Origin of the sequence: Burkholderia glumae LMG 2196 = ATCC 33617, assembly GCF_000960995.1 — a bacterium.
GTDB classification, from domain to species: Bacteria; Pseudomonadota; Gammaproteobacteria; order Burkholderiales; family Burkholderiaceae; genus Burkholderia; species Burkholderia glumae.
Window position 1 is genome coordinate 1811768 of sequence record NZ_CP009435.1, and the last position, 23802, is coordinate 1835569.

The window sequence follows — 23802 nt, forward strand, 5'->3', positions numbered from 1 at the left end:
GGACTCAGGCCTCGTCGGCCGGTTCGCCCACGCTCAGCGTGATGCGTGTCATCGGCGTGCCGGCGAGGCCGGCCGCCAGATGTGCGGATTCGGACCTGACGATGCATGCATCGTGCAGGCAGTCCACCACCCGCGACGTGGCACCGTCGGCACCCAGCACGTAGGCGGTGACGGCGTAGTCGCCAGGTGGCAGCAGCGGCATCGCGAAGCGGAATTCGGCGCGCCACGCTCCGCCCGCCGCGACCGCACCCGTGGGCGGCGAGAATGCGGTGTCGTCGCCGAAAATCGCCTGGCCGAGGCGGTCCTTGACGATAAAGCCGGCGCAGGGCGGCTTGGGGCCGCCGGGATCGCGCAGCGTGATGCGCAGCGTGACGGCCTCGCCGCCGGTGATCCACGCGAGCGGCGCGCCCGCCGCACCGAGTAATGCGACCTCCTCGATCAGCGCGCGCTCGCGCGCGGCCGGCAGCGCTTGCGGATCGATCCCGACGCCGCCGAGCCGAGGCATGACGGGCGCGGTGGCGCTCGGGAATGCCTCGCGCTGGTCGACCGCCGGCCGTGCGCGCAGGTCGCCGCGCTCGCGCCGCGCGTGGCGGACCCGCTCGCCCCAGGCGACGCCGTCGCCCTGTTGTTGCCGATAGTACGCCTCGAAATAGTGGGTGCAGACCGTCTTCGAACTGCCGCTTTCGCGCAGGCGGCCTCGATCGAGCCAGATCGCGCGATCGCAAAGGCTGCGCACGGCGGCGGAATCGTGGCTCACGAACAGCACCGTGCCGTGCTGCTGGAAACCGCGCAGAAAGCGCATGCACTTTTGCGTGAAGAAGGCGTCGCCGACGGCGAGCGCCTCGTCGATCACGAGGATGTCGGCATCGACGTGCGCGATCACCGCGAACGCCAGGCGCACGAACATCCCGCTCGAATAGGTCTTGACCGGCTGGTCGATGAACTCGCCGATGTCGGCGAACGCGATGATGGCGTCGAGGCGCGCGGTGATTTCGTCGCGCGACAGGCCGTGCAGCTGCGCGTTGATGTAGATGTTCTCGCGCCCGCTGTATTCGATGTCGAAGCCCGAGCCCAGCTCGAGCAGCGCGGCGATCCGGCCCTGCGTGCGGACCTCGCCCTGGCTCGGCGCGAGCGTGCCGCAGACGATCTGCAGCAGCGTGCTCTTACCCGAGCCGTTGCGGCCTATGATGCCAATCGTCTCGCCGCGCGCGACCTCGAAATCCACCTCGCGCAGCGCCCAGAACATGCGCACGCTGTCCTGAGCCCTGGCCCGCCAGTGGCGGCGCAGCGCGGGCAGCGGGGCGAGCCTGGCCAGCAGCGAGTAGAGGCTGCGCTTGAGGCGGTCGGCGGGCTGGCGATACGATTCGAAGCCCTTGGCGACGCCCGCCACGCGAATCGCGACCTCGCCGGCCTGGTGCGAGGCGGCGTGCTCAGATGACATCGGCGAAACCTCGGCGCATCTTCTGAAACCAGGCGAAGCCGAGCCACGCGACCACGGCGGCCATTGCCGAATACACGCCCCAGCGGCTCCAGTCGACCGGATTACCCCACACCAGCACGTCGCGGCTCTGCTCGATCGGGTAGGTCATCGGATTCAGGTAGACGAGCTTCTGGAAGCGCACCGGCAGCGACGAGACCGGAAAGAACACCGGTGAGAGGAACATCAGTGCGGTGATCGCGATGCCGATGGTCTGACCGATGTCGCGCAGGTAGACGCCGGTGGCGGCCAGCAGCCAGCTCAGGCCCATGATGAACACGCAAAGCGGTGCGAGCACGAACGGCAGCAGCAGCGCGGTGAGCGGCACGTGGCCAAGGATCAGCCACTCCGCGAGCAGCAGGATCAGCGTGCTCACGCCAAGGTGGAACAGCCCGGACAGCAGCGTCACGCAAGGCAGGATTTCGAGCGGGAAGACGATCTTCTTGACGAAATTGGTGTGCGAGAGGATCTGCGCGGGCGCACGGTTGATGCACTCGGAGAACAGGTTGAACATGATCATGCCGGCGAACAGCACCACCGCGAATTCGCCTTTCGAGGCCGACGGGGAGGCACCGCCCCAGCGCGACTTGAACACCTCGCTGAACACGAAGGTATAGACGCTCAACATGAGCAGCGGGGTCAGCAGCGACCAGAAGATGCCGAGCATCGAACCCCGATAGCGGCCGACGGCGTCGCGGCGGGCGAGGTCCAGCAACAAGCGGCGATTCCGGATCAACGACGCGGCGAGCGCCCGCGGCGACGTGCTGAAACTTTGCATAATTTCGTGTGATGTATGTAGCCCGCCGCGGCGCGAGTATGCCGGACGCGGAAATGGACGCCGGTGCGATCGCGCGATCGAAAGGGCCAGGGTCCGGGAGTCGGGAGCGCCATGGCGATTTGGATTGTGGTCGGGCGCGTTTGGATCGAGATTATGTCATACGAGGCGCGGCGCTCGGCTTCTCATGGATGGCGCGGCCGGCTCGAAGTGTGTCGAAGTGTAAATATTACGAGTGAATCGGCAGCGCCCACCGTCGTGCGCCATGCTCGGCAAGCTTCGGCCGGTAAAGCTTTGCGCTGATCCAACACTGCCGGCGCCACGAGCTTTATCGCATCGTGAAAAACACGAAACGCGGTAGAATCCAGTAAGTTCTACAACGTAACCGTCCCGCTGCTCCTTACATATGGCGCTCGCCAGCGTTGTGGTGTATTTTCGCGGCCCAGGGGTGAGTGCATAACAACCGGTATGTCTGAAGAGAGCGCTATCGAGGCAGTGGGTATCACCAAGGGCTTTGCCGCCTATGCCCGGCCGTCCGACCGGCTCAAGCTCGGCGCGCTCGGCGTGATTTCCCGATTTGCTCCGTCCGTGGCGCGCCGTTCGCGGGTGGCCGGCGAGGCCAGTACGTTCTGGGCACTGAAGGGCGTGTCGCTGTCGGTGCGGCGCGGCGAGACGATCGGCATCGTGGGCCGCAACGGCTCGGGCAAGAGCACGCTGCTGCAGATCGTCTGCGGCACGCTGGCGCCGAGCGCGGGCACCCTGAGCGTCAACGGCAAGGTGGCGGCGCTGCTGGAGCTCGGCTCTGGCTTCGACGTCGAATATACGGGCCGCGAGAACATCTACCTGAACGCGCAGCTCTACGGCCTCACGCGCTCGCAGATCGACGCGCGCTACGATTCGATCGCGGCGTTCGCCGACATCGGCGAGTTCATCGACCAGCCGGTCAAGACCTATTCGAGCGGGATGTTCGTGCGCTTGGCGTTCGCGGTGATCGCGCACGTCGATGCCGACATCCTCGTGATCGACGAGGCGCTCGCCGTCGGCGACGCGTTTTTCAATCAAAAGTGCTATCGCTTTCTCGAGGCGTTCAAGCGGCACGGCACGATCCTGTTCGTCAGCCACGACACGTCGACGATCCGCAAGCTCTGCACGAGGGCGGTCTGGATCGACGCGGGCCGCGTGATCGCGCAGGGCTCGCCGGCCGAGGTCTGCGGCGCCTATCTCGAGGCGCGCTACGGCGAAGCCGCACCGGCGGCCGGCCCGTCGCGGGCCGCGCCGGCGCCGGATGCCCAGGCGCCGGCGGCCGGGCAGCTCGACGTGCGCCGTGACGCGATCAACGCCTCGGCGCTGCGCAACGATATCCGCGTGCTGCCGTTCAACGTGGCGTCGCAGGCGTTCGGCGCCGGCGGCGCCCGGATCGTCGATGCGCGTCTGGTGGATGCCGAACGCCGGCCGCTGGCATGGGCGGTGGGCGGCGAACCGGTCACGCTGCGCGTGACGATCGAGGTGGACGATGCGCTCGTCTCGCCAATCGCGGGTTTCTACATCAAGAACGAGCGCGGCCAGGAACTGGTCGGCGCGAATACCTACCTGACCTACCTCGGCGATCCGGTCGCCTGCGGCGCGGGCGATACGCTGACCGCCGAGTTTTCGTTCGTGATGCCGGTACTGCCGGTCGGCCAGTATTTCATCAACGTGGCGATTGCCGACGGCACGCAGTACGACCACGTGCAGCTGCATTGGATTCACGACGCGCTGCCGCTCGAGGTCACCTCTTCGCGAGTGCGTCACGCACTGGTGGGTGTGCCGCTTGCGGGCGTCGAGATGCTGGCGATCCACTGACATCAGTTTGCTCAGGGGCGCGGGCCGGTGATATCCGGCTTCCATGACCCCGCGCCATCCGTATCAGGATTTCTCTATATGACAAAAGCAGTGCGGACGTTTCGGTTCAAGGGTGCGGAGAACGGCCACGAATTCACCGGCGAGCGGTATCTGCCCGGCGTCGGCGGCCCGATCCAGTATGAGCACTATCATCGCTACCTGTTTTCGACGGCACTCGTCGCCGGCAAGGAAGTGCTCGATATCGCCTCCGGCGAGGGCTACGGCTCGGCGCTGCTCTCGCAGGCCGCGCGCTCGGTGGTGGGGGTCGACATCGACGCGGCCGCGGTCGAAAAAGCGCGAACGCGCTACGGCGAGCACGCGAACCTGCGATACGAGCACGGCAGCGCAACGGCGATTCCGCTGCCCGACGCCTCGATCGACGTGCTGAACTCATTCGAGACGCTCGAGCATTTTCACGAGCACGAGGCCTTCATGCGCGAGGCCAAGCGCGTGCTGCGTCCGAACGGCCTGATGATCATCTCCACGCCGAATCGCCCGATCTACTCGCCCGAGGGCGCGCCGCCGAACGAGTATCACGTGCGCGAGCTCGACCGTGACGAATTCGTGGCCTGGCTGTCCAGCGGCTTTCGCAATTTCGTGCTGTACGAGCAGAAGCCGCTGGCCGGCTCGTGGCTGCAGCGCGAGGGCCGGCAAGGCACGCGTGAGTTCAACTGCTGGGCCGAGCGCTCGATCGGGGAATACCGGTCGACCACGGGACTGCTCGATCCGGTTTACTTCATCGCGATCGCCTCCGACGGCGAACTGCCCGAGCCGGACGACGATCTGCTCGACGGCGGCGTGTCGTTTACGCGCTACGACCAGGAGCGCAATGCCAAGCTCGGCGCGCAACTGGTCGAGATCGTGCGTCTGACCAACGAGACAATGAGCCGCGGTGACGAAATCGGCCGGCTGACGGCCGAGACGGTGCGCCTGACCGAGGCCACGCTCAAGCGCGACGCGGAGATCGCGAAGCTGCACACGGAGCTGGCGCAGCTCAAGACCCGCGCCGCTGCCGGCACGGGCGAGGGCAATGGCGGTCAGCGCAGGGAGCGCGCGAACGCCGATCTGCTGGCACGCCTCGGTGAGCAGCAGCAGACGTCCTCGCTGCTGGTACGGCGCGTCGATGACCTGTCGCGGCACGTGCGTGAGGCGCTCGCGCGGGTGGCGCCGGCCGCTGCGCCGGATCAGGCGGCGCCGTCAGTCTCGGCGCGCGCGCAGCAGCGTGCGTTGCTGCGCGAGAACCAACAGTTGCGGGAGCAACTGAGCGCGATGCAGCGCTCGATGTCGTGGCGCGTGACGCAGCCGCTGCGCAGTGTACTGGGCCGCCTGCGCGCGATGCGTCAGCGCCCCGTGCGCTCGGCGCCCGAGCAGGCTGACGGCGCGCTGCTGGCCGGCTTGGACGTGACGCCGCGCGCGCTGGCGCAAAGCGATGCGCCGCGCGCCTCGATCGTGGTGTTCCCGCGCCGCGCGGCGTCCGCGGAGGCCGTGCTGGCCGGGCTGGCGGCGCATACGACCGGCTTGCCGTATCGGGTCGCCGTGCTGGGCGAGTTGGAAGCGGCGCTGCAGACGAAGAGCGGCGCCGACGTGCTTGCGCGCGTCGAGCTGGACGGCCGGTTCGAGGGCGAGCCGCGGCGCCTGCAACTGCCGGACCTGCCTGGAGAATTCGTGGTGCTGATGTCGGCCGACCTGATGCCGCAGCCGGGCTGGCTCGAAGCCGTCGAGGAGGCGTTCCGCCGCTTCGGCGCGGACGCCGTTACAGCACTGGTGCTCACGCGCGAAGGCGTGGTGCGGGCTGCCGGCGCGCGCCTCGACGCCAGCGCGCAACTCCAGCCGCTGCATGCCGGCGACGCGCTGAGCGACGACCGCTTCGGCGCGGTCGAGCGCGTGACGGCGCCGAGCCCCGGTATCGTCGCGATCCGCAAGGACGTTTGGCGCACCGTGCACGACGAGGTGGCGATGCTGGTGGAAGGCGACATCGATCTGACCGCGACCGCGCTCGAGCTGGCTTTGCGCGGCCAGTCGCTCTACCTGCAACCGTTCGCGCGTTTCGTCGAGATGGATGCCGCAGCCGCGGGCGCTGACGCATGGGAGCCGGCGCATGCGCGCTGGGCGCTGCGTCAGCGCTATGAGCGGCTGTTCCGCGGCAATCGCCCGTTCGATGACGTCCTGGAACTCACCACGCGGCCGAAGGTGGTGGTGGCCGATGCGTTCGTGCCGAAGCCCGACCAGGATTCCGGCTCGAACGACGTGTACTGGTACATGCGAATCCTGCACGAGTTCGGCTTCGACGTGTGCTTCGTGGCCGCCTACGAGCCGCCCGTGGCCCCGGACGATCGCTATTGCGCCGCGTTGCGCCGCTGGGGGATTCGCGTCCGCCTCGCCCGCCCCGGGCAGTCGTTCGGGGAAATCCTTGCCGAGGAGGCCGTGCACGCGCGCGTCGTGCTCGCTCAACGGATCATCGTGGCGCGTGAGGCCATCGAGGTGCTGCAGGCCGGGGCGTTCGGCACCAAGTTCGTTTTCGGCACCGTCGATCTGCACTACGTGCGCGAGGAGCGTGCTGCCCTGCTGAGCCGCTCGCCAGCCGCGCTCGACGAGGCGATGCTGCTCAAGCGTGCCGAGCTGCAGGCGGTGGAGGACGCGGATGCCACGATCGTGGTGAGCCGCACCGAGGCCGAGATCCTGGCGAACCTGGTGCCCGGCGCCAACGTGCATCGGATCCCGATCCCGCGCATGCCGAATCGCTCGACCGTGCCGTTCGCCGAGCGTTCCGGCGTGCTGTTCGTCGGCGGTTTCGCGCACCGGCCGAACATTGACGCCGTGATGTTTCTGGTCAAGGAGATCTGGCCGATCGTCAGGCGCTCGCTGCCGGACATCGAGCTGCGCATCGTCGGCAGCGGCGTGACCGCGGAGGTTGCCGCGCTGGCGGACCCGGCGCAGAAGGTCGTGATCGTCGGCTTCGTCGAGGATCTCGACACGGTCACGTCGGCCGCGCGGCTGTCGGTGGCGCCGCTGCGCTTCGGTGCCGGCATCAAGGGCAAGGTCGTGTCGAGCCTGCTGGCCGGCCTGCCGTCGGTGCTGAGCCGCGTCGCCAGCGAGGGCATGGGGCTCGTGCCCGGCGAGCAGATGCTGAGCGGCGACAGCGCCGAGGAGATCGCGGCCGCGATCGTGGCGCTTCACGAGGATGCCGCGCTCTGGCAGCGCATTGCCGACGCCGGCTTCGCAGCGGCGGCGACCGAGTACTCGGTCGAGTCGGTGGCAGCCCGCCTCGCGACCCTGTTGGACTCGATCGGCGTTCGCGACGGCACGCGCGACTTGCGCGCCGGCGTGTTCGACGTCCGCTGACTCGTTTCCCGCATTTCCGGATATTCCCATGCTGCAATCCCTGTTTTCCCTGTTCCGCAAACGGCCCGAACGCCGCCGTCGCACCGACGGCAAGCTCGGTGTCGTGATCGAGCTGGCATCGTTCGACAAGGGCGGCCTCGAGAAAGTCGTCCTCGACTCGGCGATTGCCTTCGATCGCGCGCGCTTCGACGTGACGATCGTCACGCCCGGCACGGTCGGCCATCTCGGTACGGTGGCGCGTGACGCGGGCCTGCGCGTGGTCGGGCTGCCCGCCGGCAACCCGCTGCCGGCCTACGAGCGCCTGCTCGCCGAGGACGGCATCGACATCGCGATGTCGCACTTCTCGGACACCGGCTATCCGCTGTTCGAGAAGTTCGGGATACCGAACGTGACCTACATCCACAACGTCTACGCGTTCTTCTCGGACGCACAGGCGAGCGCGTTTGCGCGCAACGACCGCTACGTGGACCGCTACGTGTCGGTGTCGCGCAACGCCACGCGCTTCGCCGTGCACCGGCTGGGCGTGTCCGAGGCCAAGGTCGACACCATTCCGAACGGCTTGATCCTGGCCGAGCACGAGGCGCGCGAGCGCCAGCCGCAGTCGCTCACGCGTGCGGAACTGGGCCTGGCCGACACCGACTACGTGTTCGCCAACGTGGCGTCCTACAACCTGCACAAGGGCCACTACCTGATGGCCGACGCGATGCTCCACCTGCTGGAGCGGCGCCGCGACGTGAAGATTCTCTGCGTCGGCAACGTCGTCTATGCGCCGCACATCGACGCGCTGCGGGCCCATCTCGATGCTCATGGCCTGAGCGAGCACATCCTGATGCCCGGCTACGTCGCGGACGTGGCGGCGGTGCACCGGATCGCCGATGCGTTCCTGCTGCCGTCGTTCATCGAGGGCTGGAGCATCGCCATGAACGAGGCGATGTTCTATCGCAAGCCGATGGTGCTCAGCGATACCGGCGCGTCGGCCGAGGTGATCGAGCAGGACGACATCGGCATCCTCGTGCCGAACGAGTACGGCGACACCATCGACCTGAACTCGAAGCTGCTCGACGAACTCGCCTATGCGCCGCGCCGCTACCGCGTCGCACCGGTGCTGGCCGATGCGATGGATCGCATGGCCAGCGATCGCCAGGGGTGGCGCGAACGCGGTGCGCGCGGCCGCGACAAGATCTATGCGCATTACGACTTCGCCGGGATCGTCTCGCGTTACGAGGCGGTGATCGAGGACGTCGTGCGTGCGCACGCGCGGTGACGGAGGCGTCGAATGCTCGGCAGGCTCAAATCGCTGTATCGCTTCCTACGCTGGCGCTTCAAGCCGGCGGTGTGCTTCTATCTTGGCAACCACCTGTTCATGAACTACATGCCGTACCGCCTTCGGCATGCGTTCCTGCGGCGCTTCTGCCAGGTCCGGATCGGCCATGATTCGAGCATCGCGATGGGCTGTTTCGTCACCGGCTACCACATCTCGATCGGCGACAACACGGTGGTGAACCGGTACACCTATCTCGACGGCCGCGTGCCGCTCACGATCGGCAACAACGTCAACATCTCGCACTACACGCTGATCCAGACGCTCACGCACGACCCGCAGAACCCCGACTTCGTCTGCCTCTGCAAGCCGGTCGTGATCGAGGATCACGTCTGGATCGGCGCGCGCGCGATTATCTGTCCTGGCGTGCGGATCGGCGAGGGTGCCGTGATCGGCGCCGGCTCGGTGGTGACGCGCGACGTCGAGCCTTACACGATCGTCGGCGGCAATCCGGCGCGCTTCATCAAGGAGCGCTCACGCGAGCTGCGCTACCGCTCGCGCTATTTCCCGTTCTTCGATACGGATATCCAGTAACGGCTGCGCGCGTCGCGCGTGCATCACTCGCTCATTTCACATCATGGCCCTGTTCCCGTTCCGCCGCCGTCCCGTGCCGCCCGCCAGCGCCCCGTCCGCCGGGCCGGGCCGGATTCCGGTCCCGGCCGGCTTTACCGTGCCCGCCGAGGGCGAACTGTCGGCGGCGACCATCTCGGTGGTCATTCCGCTCTACAATCACGCGCGCTACATCGAGGGCGCGCTCGACAGCGTGCTGTCGCAGACCTCGCCTGCCGACGAGATCATCCTGATCGACGATGGCTCGTCCGACGACGGCTACGCCGTGGCGCAGCGCGTGCTCGCGCGCGTGCCGAACGCGCGGGCGTTCCGTCAGGACAACGCGGGCGCGCACAACACCATCAACCGCGCGATCGGCATCAGCCGTGGCGACTACGTGGCCGTGCTCAATTCCGACGACGTGTTCGCGCCCGGCAAGCTGGAACGCTGCCGGCGCGTGCTCGGCGCACTGCCGGGCACGGCGCTGGTGGCGGGCGAAATCGGCATCATGGACGACCATGGCACGCGCCTCGAGAGCGGCGCCACGATCGATTGGCTCGCGCGCGCGCGCGCGTTCCTCGACGACACCGGCTTGCCGCAACTGGCGCTGCTAAACGAGAACTCGGTCGGCACGACCTCCAACATGGTGTTCAGCCGTGCGCTCTGGGAGGCCGCCGGCGGCTTCCAGCCGCTGCGCTACTGTCACGACCTGGATTTCCTGATGTATGCGTATGCGCACGCGTCGGTCCACGTCGATCGCGGCCACGAGCACATCGTCTACCGCGTGCATGAGCGCAACACCATCAAGGAGGATCTCGGCCGCGTGCGCGTCGAGATCGCTGCGGTGATCGCGCAGGCGCTCGAGATGACCGGTCCGGCGCTGTTCTCCGCGAAGCTCGGCGCCGACGATTTCGACGCGTTCCGCCGTTTCCTCGCCAACAAGGCAATGTCCGACCTCGTGCTGTTCCTGCAAACCGCCGCGCGCGCGTTTGCATCGCGCGCGGCGTTCTACGCTTATGCGACCGACCCGGCCCAGGCCGAGGCGTTTCGCAGCGCGCTCGCCTGACCCGCCCGCTGCCGAGGCCCGCATCCATGCACGATTTCGACGCTTCCCGGCCCGGCCGCGACCGACTCGTGGTGTCGATCGTGGCGTACCGGCCCGACGTTCCGGTGCTGACGCACACGATCGAACGGCTGGCCGGCGCGGTGGCCCACGCGCGCGCGCGGCGCGGTGCATTGCCGGTGACGGTGCTTCTGATCGACAATGGCGGGCTCGACGCGGCCGCGGGTGCCGACCTGCTGCGGCACCTGGCCAGCGCGGGAATCGAAGGGCGCGTGATCTCGGGGCACGGCAACGTCGGATACGGTCGTGGTCACAATCTCGCGATCGACCTGGTGCCCGCGGACTTTCATCTGATCCTGAATCCGGACATCGACCTCGCACCGGATGCGCTGAGCGAGGCGCTCGCTTTCCTCGACGGCCATCCCGAGGTCGGCCTGCTGTCGCCCTACGTGGCGGGGGCCGACGGCGCGATGCAGTATCTGTGCCGACGCCGGCCCACCGTGCTGAGTCTGTTCGTGCGCGGTTTCCTGCCCCAACGGCTGCGCGCGCCGTTCGCCGCGCTGCTGGCCGACTACGAGATGCGCGACGTGATCGACGGCGAGCACGTGCGGCTCGATCCGCCGATCGTCAGCGGCTGCTTCATGCTGTTTCGCACCTCGGTGTTGCGCCGGCTGGGCGGCTTCGATCCGCGCTATTTCCTGTATTTCGAGGATTACGATCTGAGCCTGCGTACCCACGAGGTCGCGCGCATCGCCTATGTGCCCGCCGTGCGCACCACCCATTACGGCGGCCATGCGGCGCGCAAGGGCTGGCTGCACGTGAAGCTGTTCGGCGCATCGGCGGTCCGGTTCTTCAATCGTTTCGGCTGGAGGCTCTGGTGACGCGGATCGTCGTGACGGGCGCGAGCGGCTTCGTGGGCCGGGCCACCACGGCCGCGCTGGCCGCGCGCGGCGTGGAGGTGGTGGCACTGCTGCGGCGCCCAGACCGCACCATCGGGCAGGCAAGCGAATGGCTGCATCCGGCGGCCGATTTCGCGGGGCTCGGCGAACCGGCCAGGCCGTTTCCCGATGGCGTGGATGCCGTGATCCACGCGGCCGCCCGGGTGCATGTGATGCGCGAGGCGGCGAGCGAAGCGGCGGAGGCGGCGTTCGTGGCGACCAACGTGGCGGGCAGCCTGCGTGTCGCGCGCGCGGCGCGCGAGCGCGGCGCGCGGCGCTTCGTGTTCGTCAGCAGTATCAAGGCGGTGGCCGAGCGTGACCACGGCGAGCCGCTCGACGAGCGCACCCCGCCGGCTCCCGAGGACGCCTACGGCCGCTCGAAACTGCAGGCGGAACTCGCGCTGCGCGAATATGGCGCGAGCACCGGCATGGAGATCGTGATCGTGCGCCCGCCGCTCGTCTACGGGGCCGGCGTGCGCGCGAACTTCATGAGCATGATGCGGGCGGTCGCGCGCGGGCTGCCGCTGCCGCTCGGCGCGATCACGGCGCGGCGCAGCCTCGTGCATGTCGGGAATCTGGCCGATGCGCTGGCGCTCTGCGCGCTCGACGCGCGCGCGGCGGGTGCGGCGGGCGAGCGGTGCTTCCACGTGGCCGATGCCGGCTCGCTGACCGTCTCCGAACTGCTGCGCGCGATCGGCCGCCACCTCGGCCGGCCCGCGCGGCTGCTGCCGGTGCCGGTGCCGGTGTTGCGCGCGCTCGGGCGCGCGACGGGCAGGGGGGCGCAGATCGACCGGCTCACGCAGAACCTGCGCGTGAGCCATGCCGCGCTCGCCGACGCGCTCGACTGGCAACCGCCCATCTCGACCGACGAGGGGCTGGCTGCCACCGCCCGGTGGTACCGATCAACGACGAAGCACGAGTAAAATTCAGATCATGCTTACCACCGCTTTTCCCCACTGGAGCGATGCGTTGCGCGTGCTCGCCATCGCGGGCGTCGGCAGCACGCTGATCTTGCGTGTGCTGCTGGGCACGGGGCTTGCGTGGCGCCTCGCGACCGACGTGCCGAACGCGCGCTCGCTGCACCTGCGGCCGATTCCGCGTGTGGGTGGCTGGGGCGTGGTCCCCGTCGCGACGCTGCTGATCGTGTTCGCGGCGCCGGATCTGGCCTGGGCCGCGTGGCTGGCGCTGGCGCTGGCCGCCATGTCCCAGATCGACGATCGGCGCGGCCTGTCGGCGCGCGTGCGGTTCGGCGGTCACATCGCGGCCGTGGCCGCGCTGCTGGCGGCCTACCCTGCGGACCTGCCACTCTGGGCGCTGCCCGCGGTCGCGCTCGTACTGCTGTGGCTCGTCAATCTCTATAATTTCATGGACGGCGCCGATGGCCTGGCGGGCGGCATGGCGGTGTTCGGTTTCGGCGCAATGGCGGTCGCGGCATATCGTGCGGCGGCGGCGGGTGCCGCCTTCGCGCCGTCGGTCGGGCTTGCCGCCGCCGCGGTGGCCGGCGCGGCGGCCGGCTTCCTGTTGCTCAATTTCCATCCCGCGAAGCTGTTCCTCGGCGATGCCGGCTCGATTCCCCTCGGCTTCCTGGCGGGCGCGCTCAGTTATTGGGGATGGACCCATGGGGTGTGGTCGGCCGCGTTTCCCGCGATCGTATTTGCTCCCTTTATTTTTGACGCGTCCCTCACGTTGTCGAAACGTCTGTTGCGGGGAGAGAAGTTTTGGCAGGCGCATCGTGAGCATTACTATCAGCGGGTCGTCATGATGGGTACCGGGCACGCGCGCATGGCGCTGTGCGCCTACCTGCTGATGGGTGTCGGGGCGCTCGTCGGCGTGGCCGCCGGCACCGGCCCCGGGTACCGGTCCTGGGTGGTCGCGGCGCTCTGGTATCTCGTGCTCGGCGCGCTGGCGCTGGCGATTGACGCGCGGTGGCGACGCTATCAGGCGGCGCTGTCATCTACTCGAGGTATGCGCCCATGATTCGACCCAAAGCATCCTGGCTCTCGTTCGGCGCGTTCCTGTTCGACGTGCTGGCCGTGGCGGCCGCCTGGCTTGTCAGCTATCTGGTCCGTTTCAACGGCGAGATCCCCCCTGAGTTTTTCCACGGCGGCGTGACCGCACTCGCCTGGGTGCTGCCCGTCTACGCCGTGCTGTTCCGCGCCCTCGGCCTCTATCGCGGGCTGTGGGTATTCGCGAGCCTGCCCGACCTGCTGCGGATCTCGAAGGCCGTGATGGGCGGCGGCGGCATCGTGATGGCCTGCGCCGTGATGTTCCAGCCGGCACCCATCATTCCGCGCTCGGTGCTGCTGCTCTCGCCGATGCTGCTGTTCCTCGTGATGGGCGGCGCGCGCGCGCTGTACCGTGCGATCAAGGAGTTCTATCGCTACGGCGGCCTCGTCGGCCAGGGCAAGCCGGTGCTGGTGCTCGGCGCGGGCGGCGCCGGCGCGAGCCTCGCGCGCGAGCTGTCGCGCTCGGGCGAATGGCGGCTGGTGGGCCTGCTCGACGACGAGCCGGCCAAGCGCGGCCGCGAGGTGTACGGCTACAAGGTGCTCGGGCCGATTTCCGAACTGCCGCGCTGGGCCGAGGCGACGAAGGCCGAGCACGTGATCATCGCGATGCCGTCGGCCTCGGTGGAGGTGCAGCGCCGCGTCGCCACGTTGTGCGTGCGGGCGGGCGTGAAGGCGATGGTCCTGCCGTCGTTGACCGGGCTGATGCCCGGGCAGGGCTTCCTGTCCCAGGTGCGGAGCATCAACCTCGAGGACCTGCTCGGCCGCGACGAGGTGACGATCGACACGGCCCACGTCGACGCCCTGCTGCACGATCGCGTGGTGATGGTGACGGGCGCGGGCGGCTCGATCGGCTCCGAGCTGTGCCGCCAGATCCTGCGCTTCTCGCCCGCGCAGCTGATCGCGTTCGACCTGTCCGAATTCGCGATCTACCGGCTCACCGAGGACCTGCGCGAGCGCTTCGGCGACAGCCGCGTGGTGCCGATCATCGGCGACGCCAAGGATTCGCTGCTGCTCGAGCACGTGATGTCGAGCTACGCGCCGCACATCGTGTTCCATGCGGCCGCCTACAAGCACGTGCCGCTGATGGAGGAGCTCAACGCCTGGCAGGCGCTGCGCAACAACGTGCTCGGCACCTACCGCGTGGCGCGCGCGGCGATCCGCCATGGCGTGCGCCACTTCGTGCTGATCTCCACCGACAAGGCCGTCAATCCGACCAACGTGATGGGGGCCAGCAAGCGGCTCGCCGAGATGGCCTGCCAGGCGCTGCAGCAGACCAGCCCGAACACGCAGTTCGAGACGGTGCGCTTCGGCAACGTGCTCGGCAGCGCCGGCAGCGTGATCCCGAAGTTCCAGCAGCAGATCGCCAAGGGCGGCCCGGTGACGGTCACGCACCCCGAGATCACGCGCTTCTTCATGACGATTCCCGAGGCCTCGCAACTCGTGCTGCAGGCCTCGAGCATGGGGCAGGGCGGCGAGATCTTCATCCTCGACATGGGCGAGCCGGTGCGCATCGTCGATCTGGCGCGCGACCTGATCCGCCTCTACGGCTTCGACGAACAGCAGATCCGCATCGAGTTCACGGGCCTGCGGCCCGGCGAGAAGCTCTACGAGGAACTGCTCGCCGACGACGAGACCACCACCCGCACGCCGCATCCGAAGCTGCGCACCGCGAAGGCGCGCGAGGTGCCCGACCACCTGCTCGACGAATTGCTGCCTTGGCTCATGCAGCATCGCGTGCTCGGCGACGACGAGGTGCGCCGCGACCTGCGCCGCTGGGTGCCCGAGTATCAGCCGGCCTGCGCGCCGACCTTGCAGAGCATCGCCGGCGGCGGCGCGCAGCAGGCCGGCTGACAGGTCCGGCCCGTATGTGAGGGGGCGGCGGCAAAGCGAAAGGCGCTCGAACGAGCGCCTTTTTTCATGGTGAAGCCGGCGCCGCGCGGCACGCCGCCCGCGCCTCAGTGAGGATGCCGCGCGCGCTGCTTGCGCACCACCAGCCAGCGCGGCGCGCGAAAGCGCACGATGCTGACGTAGAGCCATACGTAGGTGAAGACGAACACCAGCACGAACGCGAACAGGTGCACCGTATGCCGCCAGAACAGCGTGGCCGGAATCACGGCCACGAGGCAGAGCAGCCACAGATAGGGCGAGGTCAGCGAATTGCGGCGCGTCAGGTCGTGCGCGGTGCGCGCGCCGACGGCCCAGCGCATCAGCCGCTTGTAGACGAGCATGTGCAGGTGGACGCCGTCGGGGATGCCGGGCGAGATGCCGCGCACGAACTTCTTCCGGTAGATCGAGAAGCAGGTTTCGAAGATCGGGTACATGAACAGCAGCACCGGATACCAGGCCGACACTTCACGGTGCTGCATCACGAGCAGGATCGACAGCTCGCCGAGCATGAAGCCGATGAAGTAGGCGCCGCCGTCGCCGAGGAAGATCAGCCCGGCCGGGAAGTTCCAGATGAAGAAGCCCATGATCGCGCCCATCATCACGAGCGAGGCCGACAGCACGATGGGGTCGGACACCTGGAAGGCGACATAGGCGAGCGAGGCGAACATCATGAACGCGACCATCGATGCCAGGCCGTTGAAGCCGTCGATGATGTTGACGGCGTTGGCGAGCGCGGCCACGGCCAGCACCGTGACCACGGCCGAGATCGCCGTGTAGCCGAGCAGGAAATCGAGCGGCGGCACGCTGATGCGCGTGATCGCCACGCCGACCAGCACGAACGCGACCGCCGCGGCGGCCATGGTGCAGATCAGGCGCGCGCGCGGCGAGACCCGCTTCGTCAGATCCTCGGCGAGCCCCGAGGCGAACGCGGGCACGCCGCAGGCGGCGAGCCCCGCGATGCTGCCGGCCACCGTCGGGTAGCGCAGCGCGAGCGGCACGCAGCCGGCCAGCAGGCCCGCGACGATGCCGAGGCCGCCGACGCGCGGCACCGGACGGGCATGGAATTTCTGCACCCCTGCCAGGTCGCCGTCGATCGAGAATTTCTCGTGCAGATGCGCATAGCGGATGATGAGCAGCGTGACGGACAGGGAGGCGAGGAACGCGACGGCGAAGCTGAGCATGGACGAGCCGAAGGGCGAGCAGGGCCGGCGTCGAGCCGGAAACGGGGACAGCGGATTATACAGGACGCCCTGTTGGCCCCGAAAGCGCCTTTCCCTTGTGCGTCAAGGGATTGCGCGGGATCCGCGGCCGGGCCGGCACGCGGGCGGCGCGGCCGAGCCCGGGCGGGCTGGCCGTGCCGCGTGCCGCCCGCGCAGCTCAGGCGAAGCCGCGCGGATTCTTCTCCTGCCAGCGCCAGTGGTCGGTGCACATGCGCTCGATGCCGTACTCGGCGCGCCAGCCGATCAGCTCGGCCGCGCGGGCCGGGTCCGCGTAGCACTCGGCGACGTCGCCGGGCCGGCGCGCGACGATTTCGTAGGGCACCTTGCGCCCGCTCGCGGCCTCGAACGCGCGCACGATGTCGAGCACGCTGTAGCCGCGCCCGGTGCCGAGGTTCACCGTGAAGCTGGCGTCGCGCTGGCGCAGCGCGTCGAGCGCGGCGAGGTGGCCGCGCGCCAGGTCGACCACGTGGATGTAGTCGCGCACGCCGGTGCCGTCGGGCGTCGGGTAGTCGTTGCCGAATACGCGCAGGCGTTCGAGCTTGCCCACCGCGACCTGCGCGACATAGGGCATCAGGTTGTTCGGCAGGCCGGCCGGGTCCTCGCCGATCAGGCCGCTCTCGTGCGCGCCCACCGGGTTGAAGTAGCGCAGCGTCGCGATCCGCCACGACGGGTCGGAGATCTCGAGGTCGCGCAGGATCTGCTCGGCCATCAGCTTGGTCTGGCCGTAGGGGTTGGTGGCTGAGAGCGGAAACGATTCGTCGATCGGCGAGCGCTCGGGCACGCCGTAGACGGTCGCCGACGAGCTGAACACCATCTGCCTGACCTCGCGCGCGCGCATCACCGCGAGCAGCGAGAGCAGGCTGCCCAGGTTGTTGCGGTAATAGTCGATCGGCTTGGCCACCGACTCGCCCACCGCCTTGAGCGCCGCGAAGTGGATCGCCGCCGTGATCGGGTGGGCGTCGAACACCTTGTCGAGCGCGGCCTCGTCGCACGCGTCGAGCTCGTGGAACACGGGTGCGCGGCCCGCGATCTCGGCGATCCGGTCGACGGCCACGCGCTTGCTGTTGACCAGGTTGTCGACGATCACGACGTCGTAGCCGTGGCCGAGCAGTTCGACGGCCGTATGCGAGCCGATGAAGCCCGCACCGCCCGTCACGAGGATGGTGCCTTTGTCACTCATGCTTGCCCTCCTTCAGAGTGCCGTGCCTGTCAGTGCACGGATGGTTTCTCGATAGCGTTCGACGACGTTCGCCTCGTCGAACTCGCGCAACACTTTCTCGCGGCCGCGCCGGCCCATTGCGCGGCGCGCCTCGGCCGGCATCTCCAGCATCGCCGCCATCTTCTCGGCCAGGCTCGCGCTGTCGCGCGCGAGACAGAGCAGGCCGGTCTCGCCGTCGGCCACCACGTCGCGGCAGCCCGGCACGTCGGTGGCGACGATCGGGCGGCACATCGCGGAGGCCTCCATCAGCGTGCGCGGCACGCCTTCGCGATACGACGGCAGCACCACGCAGTCGGCCGCCTCGATATGCGGACGCACGTCGTGCGCCTCGCCAAGATACTCGATCAGGCCGTCGCGCACCCATTCGTCGACGTAGCGCCGGGATACCGCGCTCGGATTGTCGACGCCCGCCGGCCCCAGCAGCGCGAAGCGCGCCTGCGGGTAGCGCGGGCGCAGCGCGCGTGCGGCGTCGACGAACTCGCGCACGCCCTTGTCCCACAGCAGCCGGCCGATCAGCACGAACCGGAAGGTCTCGCGCTCGGGCAGCGGGGTGGCCGCGAACTGCTCGATATCGACACCTTCGCCGTGCAGCAGCCGGGCGCGCTCCGGATGCACGAGCAGGCGCGACGCCTCGAAGGTCGCCAGGTCATCGCGGTTGAGGAACCACACCTCGCGCGGGAAGCGGAACGCGAACCGGTAGAGCCGCTTGGCGATCGAGGCCGCGCGGCTCTCGCGGATGAACACGTAGCCGAGTCCGGTGGTGACCGCCACCGACGGCACGCGCGCGAGCCAGGCCGCGATCGAGCCGTAGATGTTCGGCTTGATCGTGTAATGGAACACCAGTTGCGGGCGCAGCTCGCGGTAGTGGCGGCGCATCGCGGCCAGCATCCGCAGATCCTCGAGCGGATCGGTGCCCTTCGAGGCGACCGGCAACTCGATGTAGCGGCAGCCCATCGCGACGAGCGGCTCGACCGTGCGGTCGCGCGGCGCGAGCACCACGACCTCGGCGCCGCTGGCCACCAGCATGCGGATCAGGCCGTGGCGGTAGGTGTGGATCGCCCAGGCGGTGTTGCAGACGAGGACGATGCGCAGCGCGGGAACAGGACTCATGGGGCGATGGTGAAAGGGAAACGGAACCGGGGCGTCAGGCCGGCGGGCGCGGCGCGAACGAGCGGCGCTTGAGCCGGTGCAGCAGCGCATACGGCGTGACGAGATGCAGCAGGTATTTCGCCAGGCCGCCCCAGTCGCAGGGGTTGCCGACGTCGAAATGGCGCAGCACCAGCGCGAGCGTGGAGCGGATCTGGCGGCGCCGCTTCGTGGCGCTGATGCCGCCTTCGTTCAGTTCGTAATATAGGCCGAGTTCGGGCAGGTTCGCGCAATCGTAGCGTTCCATTAAGCGCAAAAAAATGTCCAGATCCTCGGCGGCCGGATATTTGATCCGATAGTTGCCGACCTCCACGACCCGGGCGATATCGAGCATCACCGACGGATGCACGAGCGGCGAGCGCAGGAAGCGCGTGCGGCGCAGCCGCGCCGGATCGGCGGGCGGCGTCAGCATGAAAAGCGGCCGGCCGTCGCGCGCCACCACCTGAGCCCAGGTGCCGACACAGGCCACGCGCGGGTGCGCGGCCAGGAACGCGCGTTGCTTCACGAGCCGGTTCGGCACGGCCAGATCGCCGGCATCGAGCCGCGCGGCATAGCGAAAGCCGCGAGCCGCGAGCGCGTCGATGCCGGCTGCGAGCGCGCGCTCGATGCCGCCGTTGCGCGGCATGCGCAGCACCTCCACGGTCAGGCCGTCGCGCGCGCGCGGCGCGATCGGCGGCGTGCTGCCGTCGTCCACCACCAGCACCTGCACATGGGCCGGCTCATCGAGCGAGTCGAGCGTGCGTTCGAGGTCGTGGTGGCCGTTGTAGGCGGGGATCAGCACCGCGACGTCGTCGAGCGTGCCGGCGCAGGCGGGGGAGGGCGTCATGAGTGCAGACTCTGGCGGATGTAGTAGAAGTTGACCGAGGCGGCCGCGAGGTAGCCGGCGGCGAGGCCGACCAGCGCGCCGTACAGGCCGAGCGCCGGGATCGCGAAGGTGTTGGCGAGAGCCGCCACGGCCAGCGCGAGCAGCCATTTCGCGAGCAGCACGAATTTCGCCTGGTATTTGAGCACCACCAGGTTGCCGATCGCCTCGATCCCGGCCGGCACCGAGAGCCAGACGGCCCAGCGGAAGATCGATGCCGATTGCGCGAAGCCCGGCCCGAACACGCGGCCGATGATGAAGGGCGCGAGCAGGTCGAGCACCGCCGCGCCGGCCACCATCAGCGCGCTGGTCATCGCCATTAGCCGCCAGACGTTGCGGCGCAGCCGCGCCGTCTCGCCCACGCGGTAGACGAAGGCGGGCGCGATGGTCTGGGCGAGCAGCAGCGCGAGCGTGATCCAGTTCTCGTTCAGTTGCTGCGCCGCCGCGTAGCGGCCCAGTTCGGCGAACGACACCTGGCGCTCGAGCATCAGCCGGTCGAGCTTCAGGAACAGGTACATGCAGACGAGTCCGAACCAGAACACCGTGCCCGCCGAGGCGAAATGGCGGAACAGGGGCGCCTCGACGCGCCAGCCGAGCCGGCCGCCGTGGCGGTGCCGGTAGTAGAGCATCAGCGCGAGCGCGATGGCGCCGGCCTCGAGCGCCCACAGCCAGCCGTAGCTGGCGGGCGCCGCGGAGGCGCGCACCAGCAGCCAGACCAGCACGGCCTTGCCGAGCGCGGCCGCCATGCTGGCGATCAGCTGCGGCTTGCTGTAGGTCATGCTCTGCAGCCAGGCGTTGACCACGCCCACGAACGGCTCGCGCAGCACCATCGTCACCGCGAGTCCGGCCAGCATCGCGCCGACGAGCGGATCGACCCAGTGCGCGGCGATGCCTGCCCAGGTCAGCGCGAGCGCGGCGGCCGACACCGAGATGCGCAGCGCGAACGCGCTGCCGAGCACGGCGCCGAGCTGCTCGGCCGGACGCTGGACGATGGTCGGCACCAGGATCTCGGCGCCGCACACCCAGGTCAGCGGCGCCAGCACCAGCAGCAGCGTGTTCGCGTACTGCCACTTGCCGAACGTCTCGGGGCCGAGCGCGCGCGCGAGCAGGCCGCTGATCACGATCGCCACGCCGATCTGCGTGAGGCGCTCGAGGCCGAGCCAAACCAGGTTCGCGGCGGCGCGAGCGACATCGGGGTTGGCGATGCGCGAAAGCTTCAGCATGAAAAAAATCGGAAGAAAATGGGTACGTGGCCGCGTCCGGCCGGTGCCGCCCAATTTCTAATTTGCTGCGCTGAAACATCCACGCATTAGAATGGGCGGCTCGCGGACACGGTCGGCGACCGGTCCGGTCGAAACAATCGATTATAAGTTGTTCGGGTTCGAACCCGACATCGGCGGGGTGCCGGCCGGCAGCGTATCGCCGCGGCGCGCGGGATTGCCACCTTTTTCCATGCACGACAGAGAGTGAATCGATGATTTCCCAATCCATCTTCAAGGCATACGACATTCGCGGTGTGATCGGCAAGACGCTCGATGCCGAGACGGCCCGCTCGATCGGTCGGGCATTCGGCAGCGAGGTGCGCGCCCAGGGCGGCGACGCCGTGGTGGTGGCGCGCGACGGCCGGCTGTCCGGGCCGGAGCTGATCGGCGCGCTCGCCGACGGGCTGCGCGCGGCGGGCGTCGACGTGGTCGACGTCGGCATGGTGCCGACCCCGGTGGGTTATTTCGCCGCCAGCGTGCCGCTGCCGCTCGCGGCCGGCGAGCGCCGCGTCGATTCGTGCATCGTCGTGACCGGCAGCCACAACCCGCCCGACTACAACGGCTTCAAGATGGTGCTGCGCGGCGCGGCGATCTACGGCGAGCAGATCCAGGCGCTGTATCGCCGCATCGTGGCGGGAGACTTCGCCGAGGGCAGCGGCAGCTACGAGCGGCACGACGTGGCCGAGGCCTACCTGCAGCGCATCGTCGGCGACATCAAGCTGGCGCGGCCGATCAAGATCGTGGTCGACACCGGCAACGGCGTGGCGGGCGAACTCGCGCCGCGCCTGTTCAAGGCGCTCGGCTGCGAACTCGTCGAGCTGTTCACCGAGATCGACGGCAACTTCCCGAACCACCATCCGGACCCGGCGCACCCCGAGAACCTGCAGGACGTGATCCGCGCGCTGAAGCAGACCGATGCCGAGATCGGCTTCGCGTTCGACGGCGACGGCGACCGGCTCGGGGTGGTCACCAAGGACGGCCAGATCATCTATCCGGACCGCCAGATGATGCTGTTCGCCGAGGAAGTGCTGTCGCGCAACCCGGGCGCGCAGATCATCTACGACGTCAAATGCACGCGCAACCTGGCGCAGTGGATTCGCGACAAGGGCGGCGAGCCGCTGATGTGGAAGACCGGCCACTCGCTCGTGAAGGCCAAGCTGCGCGAGACCGGCGCGCCGCTCGCCGGCGAGATGAGCGGCCACGTGTTCTTCAAGGATCGCTGGTACGGCTTCGACGACGGCCTCTACACGGGCGCGCGCCTGCTCGAGATCCTCGCGCGCGTGGCCGACCCGAGCGCGCTGCTCAACGGCCTGCCGAACGCCGAATCGACGCCGGAGCTGCAGCTCAAGCTCGAGGAAGGCGAGAACGTCGCCCTGATCGAGGCGCTGCGCGCGAACGCGAAGTTCGACGGGGCCGACGAGGTGGTCACGATCGACGGGCTGCGCGTCGAGTATCCGGACGGCTTCGGTCTGGCCCGCTCGTCGAACACCACGCCGGTGGTGGTGCTGCGCTTCGAGGCGAACACGGCCGAGGCGCTCGCGCGCATTCAGGACGACTTCCGCCGCGCGCTGACGGCCGCCAAGCCCGACGCCAAGCTGCCGTTCTGACGCGGCGCACCCGCGCCGGCGCGCCGCTGGCCGCGCCGGTGCCGCGCTCGCGCGGCGCTTGCCGTGGTGCGCGGCCCGGCCGCCCGGGCCCTTGCTTGCTGCTTCGGGCCCCGCCGTCGATCCCCCCGCCCGGCGCAGGCCGCCTGCGCCGTGTCCCGCCTGCCCGGGACAAAATCCGGGACAAAGCCGGCCGACGCGATAAAATCGCGTCTTTCGGTCCGTACCGGCCTCTCGCCGTTTCTTCAGTGTGCAAAAAATTCTGATCGTGCGCGTGTCGTCGCTCGGCGACGTCGTCCACAACATGCCGGTCATCGCCGACATTCGCCGGCGCTATCCGGACGCGCAGATCGACTGGCTGGTCGAGGAAGGCTTCGTCGATCTGGTCAAGCTCGTGCGCGGCGTGCGCGAGGTGCTGCCGTTCTCGCTGCGGCGCTGGCGCAAGTCGCTCGGCAGCGTGCGCACCTGGCGCGAGATCGCCGCGTTCCGCCGGCGCATCGCGAAAGAGCACTACGACCTCGTGATCGACTGCCAGGGGCTGATCAAGAGCGCGTGGGTGGCGAGCTGGGCGCGCGGGCCGCTCGTCGGGCTCGGCAACCGCACCGACGGCGCCGGCTACGAGTGGCCGGTGCGCTTCTTCTACCGCCGCCGCGTGCCGATCGCGCCGCGCACGCATGTGGTCGAGCGCACGCGCGAGCTGGTGGCCGCGGCGCTCGGCGTCCCGCCGCCGGCGCCCACCGACGATCTCGATTTCGGTCTTGATACGCATCAGGCGGCGCGTGCGCTCGCCTCGTTGCAGCTCAATCTTCCAGTACCCTACGTCGTGTTCGTTCATGCGACTTCGCGCGCCGACAAGCAGTGGCCCGACGCCGCCTGGATCGAGCTCGGCCAGGCGCTCGTGCGGCGCGGCGCGTCGCTGGTGCTGCCGTGGGGCAGCGACGCGGAGCGCGCCACGAGCGAACGGCTCGCGAAGGAGTTCGGCGCGGCCGCGATCGTGCCGCCGAAGCTGTCGCTGCCGGCCGTGGTCGGGCTGATCGACGGCGCGGCGGCCACCGTCGGCGTCGATACGGGGCTCGTCCACATCGCGGCGGCGCTCAAGCGGCCCACCGTCGAACTGTACAATTTCGCGACCGCCTGGCGCACGGGGGGCTACTGGTCGCCGAACGTCGTCAATCTCGGTACGGCCGGCGCGCCGCCCTCGCTGTCCCAGGTGAAGGGCGCGCTCGCGTCGTTCGGTCTCCTGTAACAAT

Annotated in this window: 18 protein-coding genes; 11 read left to right on the plus strand and 7 right to left on the minus strand. The window is 68.9% G+C overall.

Annotated features, from left to right (window positions below):
* Positions 1-4: 4 nt before the first annotated feature.
* On the minus strand, positions 5-1441 hold the full coding sequence (locus tag KS03_RS20780; protein ID WP_012734813.1) for an ABC transporter ATP-binding protein: 1437 nt from the start codon (positions 1439-1441) through the stop codon (positions 5-7).
* Positions 1431-2255 carry an ABC transporter permease gene (locus tag KS03_RS20785; protein WP_012734814.1) on the minus strand — a complete coding sequence of 275 codons (825 nt, stop codon included), beginning with the start codon at positions 2253-2255 and terminating at the stop codon, positions 1431-1433. The genes KS03_RS20780 and KS03_RS20785 overlap by 11 nt, the downstream gene beginning before the upstream one ends.
* A gap of 465 nt (positions 2256-2720) precedes the next feature.
* Here KS03_RS20785 and KS03_RS20790 point away from each other — a divergent pair, with 465 nt between their 5' ends.
* The 9 genes from KS03_RS20790 to KS03_RS20830 all read left to right on the plus strand — a co-directional run bounded on the left by KS03_RS20790 (position 2721) and on the right by KS03_RS20830 (position 15203).
* Positions 2721-4094, plus strand: coding sequence for an ABC transporter ATP-binding protein (locus tag KS03_RS20790; RefSeq protein ID WP_012734815.1), 1374 nt, complete (start codon positions 2721-2723; stop codon positions 4092-4094).
* A 78-nt stretch (positions 4095-4172) separates the two neighbouring features.
* On the plus strand, positions 4173-7475 hold the full coding sequence (locus tag KS03_RS20795; protein WP_035981867.1) for a methyltransferase domain-containing protein: 3303 nt from the start codon (positions 4173-4175) through the stop codon (positions 7473-7475).
* Positions 7476-7503: 28 nt separating this feature from the next.
* Complete coding sequence (locus KS03_RS20800; protein ID WP_012734817.1) at positions 7504-8739, plus strand: glycosyltransferase family 4 protein; 1236 nt, start codon at positions 7504-7506, stop codon at positions 8737-8739.
* A gap of 12 nt (positions 8740-8751) precedes the next feature.
* A complete protein-coding gene (locus KS03_RS20805) occupies positions 8752-9330 on the plus strand; it encodes an acyltransferase (RefSeq protein WP_012734818.1) in 579 nt (192 codons plus the stop codon).
* Positions 9331-9373: 43 nt separating this feature from the next.
* Positions 9374-10411: a glycosyltransferase family 2 protein gene (locus KS03_RS20810; RefSeq protein ID WP_017923202.1), complete on the plus strand. Its 1038-nt coding sequence runs from the start codon at positions 9374-9376 to the stop codon at positions 10409-10411.
* Between the two features lie 26 nt (positions 10412-10437).
* Positions 10438-11289, plus strand: coding sequence for a glycosyltransferase family 2 protein (locus tag KS03_RS20815; RefSeq protein WP_012734820.1), 852 nt, complete (start codon positions 10438-10440; stop codon positions 11287-11289).
* On the plus strand, positions 11286-12269 hold the full coding sequence (locus KS03_RS20820) for an NAD-dependent epimerase/dehydratase family protein (RefSeq protein WP_012734821.1): 984 nt from the start codon (positions 11286-11288) through the stop codon (positions 12267-12269). The genes KS03_RS20815 and KS03_RS20820 overlap by 4 nt, the downstream gene beginning before the upstream one ends.
* A gap of 10 nt (positions 12270-12279) precedes the next feature.
* The gene (locus KS03_RS20825; protein WP_012734822.1) at positions 12280-13323 is read left to right on the plus strand and encodes an MraY family glycosyltransferase; all 1044 of its coding nucleotides are present in this window, start codon (positions 12280-12282) and stop codon (positions 13321-13323) included.
* Complete coding sequence (locus KS03_RS20830) at positions 13320-15203, plus strand: polysaccharide biosynthesis protein (RefSeq protein ID WP_012734823.1); 1884 nt, start codon at positions 13320-13322, stop codon at positions 15201-15203. Before KS03_RS20825 ends, KS03_RS20830 begins: the two co-directional genes overlap by 4 nt.
* 104 nt (positions 15204-15307) lie before the next feature.
* Here KS03_RS20830 and KS03_RS20835 read toward each other — a convergent pair whose 3' ends face one another.
* The 5 genes from KS03_RS20835 to KS03_RS20855 form a co-directional block, all read right to left on the minus strand.
* On the minus strand, positions 15308-16420 hold the full coding sequence (locus KS03_RS20835) for an MraY family glycosyltransferase (RefSeq protein ID WP_012734824.1): 1113 nt from the start codon (positions 16418-16420) through the stop codon (positions 15308-15310).
* A gap of 196 nt (positions 16421-16616) precedes the next feature.
* Positions 16617-17639: a UDP-glucose 4-epimerase GalE gene (galE, locus tag KS03_RS20840; protein WP_012734825.1), complete on the minus strand. Its 1023-nt coding sequence runs from the start codon at positions 17637-17639 to the stop codon at positions 16617-16619.
* A gap of 12 nt (positions 17640-17651) precedes the next feature.
* Positions 17652-18788 carry a glycosyltransferase family 4 protein gene (locus KS03_RS20845; protein WP_012734826.1) on the minus strand — a complete coding sequence of 379 codons (1137 nt, stop codon included), beginning with the start codon at positions 18786-18788 and terminating at the stop codon, positions 17652-17654.
* Between the two features lie 34 nt (positions 18789-18822).
* Positions 18823-19650 carry a glycosyltransferase gene (locus KS03_RS20850; RefSeq protein ID WP_012734827.1) on the minus strand — a complete coding sequence of 276 codons (828 nt, stop codon included), beginning with the start codon at positions 19648-19650 and terminating at the stop codon, positions 18823-18825.
* A complete protein-coding gene (locus KS03_RS20855; protein ID WP_012734828.1) occupies positions 19647-20909 on the minus strand; it encodes an oligosaccharide flippase family protein in 1263 nt (420 codons plus the stop codon). The genes KS03_RS20850 and KS03_RS20855 overlap by 4 nt, the downstream gene beginning before the upstream one ends.
* Before the next feature lie 251 nt (positions 20910-21160).
* On the opposite strand from KS03_RS20855, the gene KS03_RS20860 reads away from it, so the two are divergent.
* Positions 21161-22555: a phosphomannomutase/phosphoglucomutase gene (locus tag KS03_RS20860; protein WP_012734829.1), complete on the plus strand. Its 1395-nt coding sequence runs from the start codon at positions 21161-21163 to the stop codon at positions 22553-22555.
* A gap of 247 nt (positions 22556-22802) precedes the next feature.
* Positions 22803-23798, plus strand: a complete 996-nt coding sequence (gene waaC, locus KS03_RS20865; RefSeq protein ID WP_012734830.1) for a lipopolysaccharide heptosyltransferase I — start codon at positions 22803-22805, stop codon at positions 23796-23798.
* The last annotated feature ends 4 nt before the right edge of the window (positions 23799-23802 follow it).